Source organism: Acinetobacter baretiae, assembly GCF_015627105.1.
Lineage (GTDB): Bacteria > Pseudomonadota > Gammaproteobacteria > Pseudomonadales > Moraxellaceae > Acinetobacter > Acinetobacter baretiae.
Window position 1 is genome coordinate 1 of the sequence record NZ_VTDM01000046.1, and the last position, 8026, is coordinate 8026.

Consider the following 8026-nt stretch of genomic DNA (forward strand, 5'->3'; position numbering starts at 1 on the left):
TTTTTTTAGCCTTACATTTTTATAAATCCAGATGATATCTACTGTACACACAACATCTATAACCCACACTCAAAGAAAAAACAAAACATCTACCCACAACACATCATCCTAATTCAAGAACATATCCACATCGATAAAAAAACATCAGCGTAATCTAAAATCCTGAATAGGAAATTTAATCGCTTTAAATCCCTCCATCGATGCACTTATGATGAATCTATGTATAAGTTTATGATGTGTTTCTATGTGCATAGCTAAAGTAAATGAAATCTGATATAAATCGTTAATTGTTTATTTTTGGAATTTTTAAGTATGGTTGATCATAATGTATTCATTGCATTTATGTTGACGATCGCTGCAAGCCTTGCAACAGTTATCGGTGGTATTATCGTCTGTTTTTTTAAACAACCGAGTGCACGTTTATTATCCTTTGGACTTGCTTTTGCTGCAGGTGCAATGGTTTATGTATCTTTAACTGAAATACTTAATAAATCTATATCTTCTTTTGAGTCAGTTTATGCCGAAAATATAGGCTATAGTTTTGCAACATTTTCATTTTTAGGCGGGATGATTCTAGTCTTATTTTTAGATCGCTTAGTTCCTAATCCACATGATACGTTAGAAAAAAATACAGTCTCAGAAATGAATCATAAACAAATTATGAGAACTGGATTATTAACCATGTTTGCAATTACAGCACATAATTTACCTGAAGGTTTAGCCACCTTTTTTGCAACATTAGATAGCCCTATAGTTGGTGCACCTTTAGCCATTGCGATCGCCATTCATAATATTCCCGAAGGGATTGCTATTGCATTACCTGTATATATTGCTACAAATAATAAATGGTATGCAGTGGGCGCAAGCTTTTTATCAGGTTTAGCAGAACCTTTTGGCGCAGCAATTGGTTATTTATTCTTAGCACCTTATTTAAATGATATTGTATATGGCGTAGTTTTTGGTTTAATTTCGGGGGTAATGGTGTATTTGGCTTTAGATGAATTGTTACCTACAGCTAAGAAGTACTCTAAAGGCCATGAAACAGTCTATGGCCTTGTAATTGGAATGAGTGCATTAGCAATAAGTTTGGTTGCCTTTAAGTTTGCATAAATATATGTATTAAGTGGCTTTTAAGCCACTTTTTTTATTAAGCAGTAATAAAAACCATCTCCTACATCTTTAATTGGTAATAACTGAATTCCATACTTTTGCTTAATTCCCCAAGATACATTTAAAACCTCTTCTTGAGCATCTTTATGTTTACTAAAAAAAGAGATCATTTGATTTTCATTTTCTGCTTTTAGAATGGAACAAGTAATATATAGTAAATGACCACCTATTTTAACTTGAGGCCATAAATTTTCTAATATATCGTGTTGTAAAGAGACAATCGTTTCGATATCTGAAGATTTACGAAGCAACTTAATATCGGGGTGTTTACGTATTACACCTGTAGCAGAACATGGTGCATCTAAAAGAATTAAATCTGCTTGTTGATCACTTTTCCAAGTGGTGGCATCTTTACATATTATTTGACAATGTTGATGTGTTAATTGAAGGCGTTGAAGATTTTCTTGAATTTTAAGTAATCTTGATGAACTATTGTCGAGTGCAATCAACTGTCGAGGAGTATATCGCTCAAGTAAGTGAGTAGTTTTTCCTCCGGGTGCCGCACATGCATCGATCACTATTTTATCATTAATATTGGGTATAATATCAGCGCACAATTGAGCATGCTCATCTTGAACTGAAAATAACCCTTGATTAAAACTAGGAAGGGATTTAATAGATACAGCTTCATTCAATTGAATCGCTTGTTCAGACAATTGACTACAACTCACATCAATGTTTTGTTGTTGTAGTTCAGTGAGGTATGCAGTTCGATCAGTCTTACGTACATTTACTCGTAAGGTAATTGAACTACTCTTTTTGAGTTGACTGATTAAATCATCTAGATATTCAGGCCAGTTATTTTTAAGCCGTTTATATAACCAACTTGGTAAAGCATGTGCTTGGTGTACAGTAGAGCCTAATTCTTCTGGTGTACGAGTGTATTGTCTTAAAATTGCATTGACTAAGGCACTAAATTGTCCAAGTTTAAGTTGTTTAACAGCATTTACTGTTTCAGATATTGCAGCATGTGCTGGAATTCTAGTGTATATAAGTTGATATAAACCAAGATGTAAAGCTGCGTGAAGCATGTGATTATCTATGGGGGTTTTTATAAGTGGTAGACAGGCAGATTTAAGTGCATACCATTGTCGTAAAGTACCTAGTGTGAGTTCATGAAACAGTGCTTTATCTTTGTCTAATACTTGATTAAGATGTTGATCTAATTGTGTAGACAATGATTCTCCATCTTGTATTTTACTAATTAAAACAATAACTTGTGCTCTTAGATTTAGAGATTGATACGTTGGTGATAAGTGTTTGTTTTGATTCATTATAAGATCTGCCCAACGTGTAGTTTATTGGCTTGTATGACTTGTTGTGGTGTAAAGGGTTTTGCATTTGGCCATTGTAATGAAGTAATACAAAGCACACTATTTTGGCCACAATAAATATAAATACCATCTGAGGTTATTTGTAAAACTTCGCCATAAGTTGCTTGATGTGTTAGATCATAGATAGCGACATGGCCTGACCACACGCGTAAGTTATATTGATCTATTGCTATAAATGCAATTGGCCAAGGGTTAAAGGCTCTGATATTGGCACAAATTTGAGTGGCTGTGAGTTGCCAGTCAATTTTAGCCTCTGTTTTAGTGAGCTTGTGGGCATATGTGACTTCGTCTTCGTTTTGAATGTGTCGATGATTGAGATAGTGAATCAATGTTTTTTCGGTTTCAACAACCTGACAAATCGCAATTGCACCTTGTTTTGCCAATTTTTCATATAATGTTGCAGAAGTGTCATTAATAGTAATTGGACATGATGTTTTAAGAAGAATATCACCTGTATCTAAGCCACGCTCCATTTTCATAATGGTGATCCCTGTCTCTTGATCTTGCGCTGCTATTGCTCTTTGAATAGGTGCTGCACCTCGCCAACGTGGGAGTAATGAACCATGAATATTTAAACAACCATACTTTGGTGCATCTAAAATCTCTTGTGGCAAAATTAAACCGTAAGCCGCGACAACCATGACGTCGATGTCTAATGCCAGTAGTTCTTGTTGTGCAGCTAATCCATGATTTGTACTTTTTTTAAAGTTTTCTGGTTGAAAAATAGGCAAATTGTGTAATAATGCAAGTTGCTTAACTTCTGAACAATGTATCTTTTGCCCTCTACCTGATTTGCGGTCAGGTTGTGTGTAAACTGCGACGATATTGTGTGGTGTATTAATCAATGCTTCCAGAGCAATCGCTGCAAACTCAGGTGTTCCAGCAAAAAGAATATTCAATGTCAGTGATCCATATGTTGAACTGCAAGCATTATAACATTACGGGATTTTGGAATATAACCCTCATATTTGATGATCTGATTTAATCAATAAACTGACTCAAAAACTAAACAAAAAATAAATTATTTTTACATATCAGTAATACTTTTAGGTTTGTAATTTACTGAGTGAATTTTATACTGTTGTACATAACCATGTTTTTTTATTAATAATTCGTCACTGTAAATACTAATACCGAACAATATTTCAAGTTTTAAAAAACGATAGATAGGGTTAAGAATATGAATAAAGTATATAAAATTGTTTGGAACGCTTCTTTAGGTGCTTGGGTTGCTGTTTCGGAGTTAGCAAAATCTAAAACAAAAACAAAAACTGTAGGGTCTGCTAGCTTATTTGCAGCGATGATTGTTTTTGCGCCAAGTGCATTTGCATCTTATTCAGCTCAGGGTTCAGGAGATAATGCTGCCTCTGCATCAGGAAGTTATGCAACTGCAATTGGTAACAGTGCAACAGCAAGTGCACAAAGTAGTTCTGCATATGGTTCAGGTGCAAAAGCAACTGGATTTGGTTCAGCTGCTTTCGGGAATGACGCAAAGGCAACAGGTAATAATTCTTTTGCAGCAGGTGGTGGTCAAAATACAGGTACAGGTGCAACAGCAAGTGGTACTGCGGCGATTTCAATTGGATATTTATCTACAGCGGTCGGAGATAACTCTACAGCAATTGGGCTGAGTGCAAATGCAGCAAACAGAGATTCTGTAGCTATTGGTAATGGAGCTTCAACAGCAAATAGCAGTGGTACAGGAAATGCACAATCTGTCGCTATAGGCCCATATACAATTGTTTCAGGTGATCAGTCTGTTGGCGTTGGTAATAATGTTGTTGCTTCTGGAAATTCATCAATAGCGGTAGGTGGTGATGATATAGATAAAGTAAGATCAGCATCTAATTCAACTTATAAAACAATTACAGGTGTTGATTTACCTACAGGTTATAATGCAACGAAGGCATCAGGTGGTGGGGCTGTTGCTTTAGGTGCAATGTCTCAAGCAACGGGAAATTTTGCTAGTTCATATGGTATGGCTTCAAATGCAACAGGCGATGCCTCTGTAGCATTAGGAACTACAGCAAATGCAAGTGGACAAGGTGCACTAGCGATTGGTGCTGTTTCAAATGCATCTCAAACAGGTTCGGTTGCTATTGGTATTAATTCAAAATCTGCAGGTTTAAACTCTACAGCCATTGGCTCAGGAAGTTCATCTTCTACAGGATCCCAAGCAACTGGAGATAATGCAACTGCAATCGGTGGAGGAAGTACTGCTGCTACAAATGGTACAGCATTAGGGACTCAGGCAGTTGCTAAAGAGGGCGGTACGGCTATTGGTACTGGTGCACAAGCAACAAAAGCAGGTGGAGTTGCAATAGGTTCTAACTCTATTTCATCTATAGATGCAGGTGTAGCAGGTTATGATCCTATTACAGGTCAAGGCAGTACAAATACGACAAATGTTTGGAAATCTACGAATGCTGCAGTTGCTGTAGGAAGTGGCTCTACAGTCAGCCGTCAAATTACAGGCGTTGCAGCAGGTACAAATGACGTAGATGCAGTAAACGTCGCTCAATTGAAAGCAACAAAAAATTATACAGATAATGTGGCAAAAAGTACTGCTACAGCTCTAGGTGGTAGTTCTGCTTTAGATCAGACAACGGGCCAAGTAACAACACCACGTTATACAATTACTAAAACTGATGGTACACAAACGACAGTAAACGGTGTAGAGAATGCATTTACCACTTTAAATACCGAAGTGGTTAAACCAATTACGTTTAAGGGAAATAGTGGAAGCTCATCAAATCAATTGGGCAGTACATTAACAATTTCTGGTGGTTCAACGGCTGATAGCTCTAACTCAAATGTAAAAACCGTTGTGTCTGGTAACACTGTAGATGTACAAATTGCGAATGCCCCAATTTTTACAGGTGCGGTGACAGCAAAAGGTTTTGATGCAACAGGTAATACAGTTGCCAATGTCAAAGCAGGTATTGCAGATACCGATGCAGTGAATGTCTCTCAATTAACAGCTACGAATAATAATTTAACTAGTAAAGGCTTTAATATTACCGCCAACGGCACTAATTCTGATAACGTTAAGTTGGGTGAAACAGTTAATTTTACCAATACAGATGGTAATTTAGTTGCTTCAAATAGTGATAATCAAGTCACTTATAATCTTGCTAAAAATGTAAACTTAACGAGTGATGGTAGTTTGACAGTTGGTGCTACAAAGTTAAACAACGATGGTTTAGTTTCAACAGATAGTAGTAATAATAAAACAGTGACGAGTGCTGCTGGATCGGTTATTACAGATGGTAATAGCCGTAGCAACACGATTACCGCTGATCAAGCGAGTATTAAAGATGCAAATGGTAATACGACAGTTACTCAAACGACTGGCGTAAATGTCTCTGATAATTCAAAAAATAATAATGCTATTACAGCCACAGCATCAACACTTACAGATGCAAGTAACAATAAAAGCATTTCTACTGCATCAGGTTTGAATACGAGTAATGGCGATGCACTCGGGCATAATAATAGTTTTACTGCAACTAGCTCAAAATTATCTGATAATCAAGCAAATAGTAATGAGTCTACATCAAAGCAAACTCAACTTGCTGATGGAAATGGTCGTACTAATACCATTCAAGCCGATAATACAACCATTAAAGACGCCAATGGTAATACTACTGTTACAAAATCAACAGGTTTAAATGTAACTGATGGTACGAACACAAGCACCGTAAGTGCTAATGGGTTAACAGTAAATAACGGTCCGAGTGTAACGACCACAGGTATCAATGCTGCCGACATGAAGATCACAAAAGTAGCTGCAGGAACAGCAGATACAGATGCAGTGAATGTCTCTCAATTAACATCAACGAGTAATGCTTTAACTAATAGAGGCTTCAATATTACTGCCAATGGTAGTAACTCGGATAACGTTAAGTTGGGTGAAACAGTTAATTTTACCAATACAGATGGTAATTTGGTTGCTTCAAATAGTGATAATCAAGTCACTTATAATTTATCAAAAAATATTAATGTTGATACTGTCAAGGCAGGAAATACATCGATTGATACAAATGGTGTGAGTGTAACTGACCCTTTAAATAACTCAACCAGCTTACTTTCAGGTGGTTTATCTAGCAAAGATTCTTCTGGTAAACAAATTACAGTGACTGCAGCAGGAGTAAACTTTCGTGACCAAAATGGAGCGATAGAAGGTCCATCAATTACTCGATCTGGAATTGATGCAGGTAGTCAAAAAATTACAAGTATTGCTGCAGGAACAGCAGATACAGACGCAGTGAATGTTTCTCAATTAACATCAACGAGTAACAGCCTCACGAGTAAAGGTCTCAATTTTAAAGACACCAATGGTATCACTACACATAAAAATCTAGGTGAAACCCTCACCATCAAAGGCACAGGAAATAAAGCGGACGATCAATACAACACGGGCAATATTAAAACCACGACTGACAGTAACGGTAATATCGTTGTGGGTATTGATCAGAACTCAAACTTCCAAACAGTGAAAGCGACCGACAGCACCACAGGAAATAACAGCGTTTTATCGGGTACAGGTACAGCAATTACTTCAGGTGATCAAAAGACCACAGCAAATTATGACTTAACACAAGCAAAACTGGTGGATTCAAGTGGCAATCGCACTACCACGACTGCTAGTGATAACGTGATTGCATCAAGTGACAATAAAACCAGCACAAAAATAACAGCAGGTAATACCGCGTACACAGATGGTACAAACAATGTGAGCGTGGGCAATACAGGTTTATCGGTAAACAATGGCACTGATAGCAGTACAGTGACAGCTACAGGTTTGACAGTCAATAACGGTCCGAGTGTAACGACCACAGGTATCAATGCTGCCGACATGAAGATCACAAAAGTGGCTGCAGGAACAGCAGATACAGACGCAGTGAATGTCTCTCAATTAACATCAACGAGTAATGCTTTAATCAACAAAGGTTTAAGCTTTGCAGGTGACAGCGGTACAGATGTTGCTCGTAAACTCGGTGATACCCTTAACATTAAAGGTGGTGCAGACAGCACAAAACTCACCGACAACAACATTGGCGTGGTTGCCAACGGTACAGATGGTCTTGAGGTTAAACTTGCCAAAGATCTAAACCTTGGCAAAGACGGTAGCGTCACAGCAGGTAATACTGCATTGAACAATGATGGGATAGCAACCACTGATGCGGCAGGCAACACAGCCACATTGAGCGGTTCAGGCACCAACATTCAAGGAAAAGACGGTTCATCTGCAAACTATGCTTTAGCCGGCACAACGTTAAAAGACACCTCTGGCAATACAAATAGCACGACACCAACCAGCTCAACACTGACAGATAAAACAGGCAACAACAGTGAAACCACTGCTGCAGGTACTACGGTAACGACCAAAGATGCCAACGGCAACACTACAGGCCAAACCAATTATGGTGCAGATGGCTTTAGTATCAAAGATGGCCCAAGTGTTGGTAAAGATGGCATTAATGCGGCAAACACTGTGATCAGCAATGTCAAAGATGGTA

At 37.7% G+C, this 8026-nt stretch carries 4 protein-coding genes; 2 read left to right on the forward strand and 2 right to left on the reverse strand.

Going from position 1 to position 8026, the window contains the following annotated elements:
• Positions 1-312 precede the first annotated feature (312 nt).
• Positions 313-1110 (forward strand): zinc transporter ZupT, encoded by a 798-nt coding sequence (zupT, locus tag I2F17_RS12055; RefSeq protein ID WP_196424032.1) that lies wholly within the window; start codon positions 313-315, stop codon positions 1108-1110.
• Positions 1111-1130: 20 nt separating this feature from the next.
• On the opposite strand, the gene rsmB is transcribed toward zupT, so the two are convergent.
• Both rsmB and fmt read right to left on the reverse strand, forming a co-directional pair.
• Positions 1131-2444 carry a 16S rRNA (cytosine(967)-C(5))-methyltransferase RsmB gene (gene rsmB / locus I2F17_RS12060; RefSeq protein ID WP_211140108.1) on the reverse strand — a complete coding sequence of 438 codons (1314 nt, stop codon included), beginning with the start codon at positions 2442-2444 and terminating at the stop codon, positions 1131-1133.
• A complete protein-coding gene (fmt, locus tag I2F17_RS12065; protein ID WP_211140109.1) occupies positions 2444-3403 on the reverse strand; it encodes a methionyl-tRNA formyltransferase in 960 nt (319 codons plus the stop codon). The genes rsmB and fmt overlap by 1 nt, the downstream gene beginning before the upstream one ends.
• A gap of 281 nt (positions 3404-3684) precedes the next feature.
• Here fmt and I2F17_RS12070 point away from each other — a divergent pair.
• On the forward strand, positions 3685-8026 hold a 4342-nt coding region (locus I2F17_RS12070), incomplete at its 3' end, for an ESPR-type extended signal peptide-containing protein (RefSeq protein WP_268920053.1).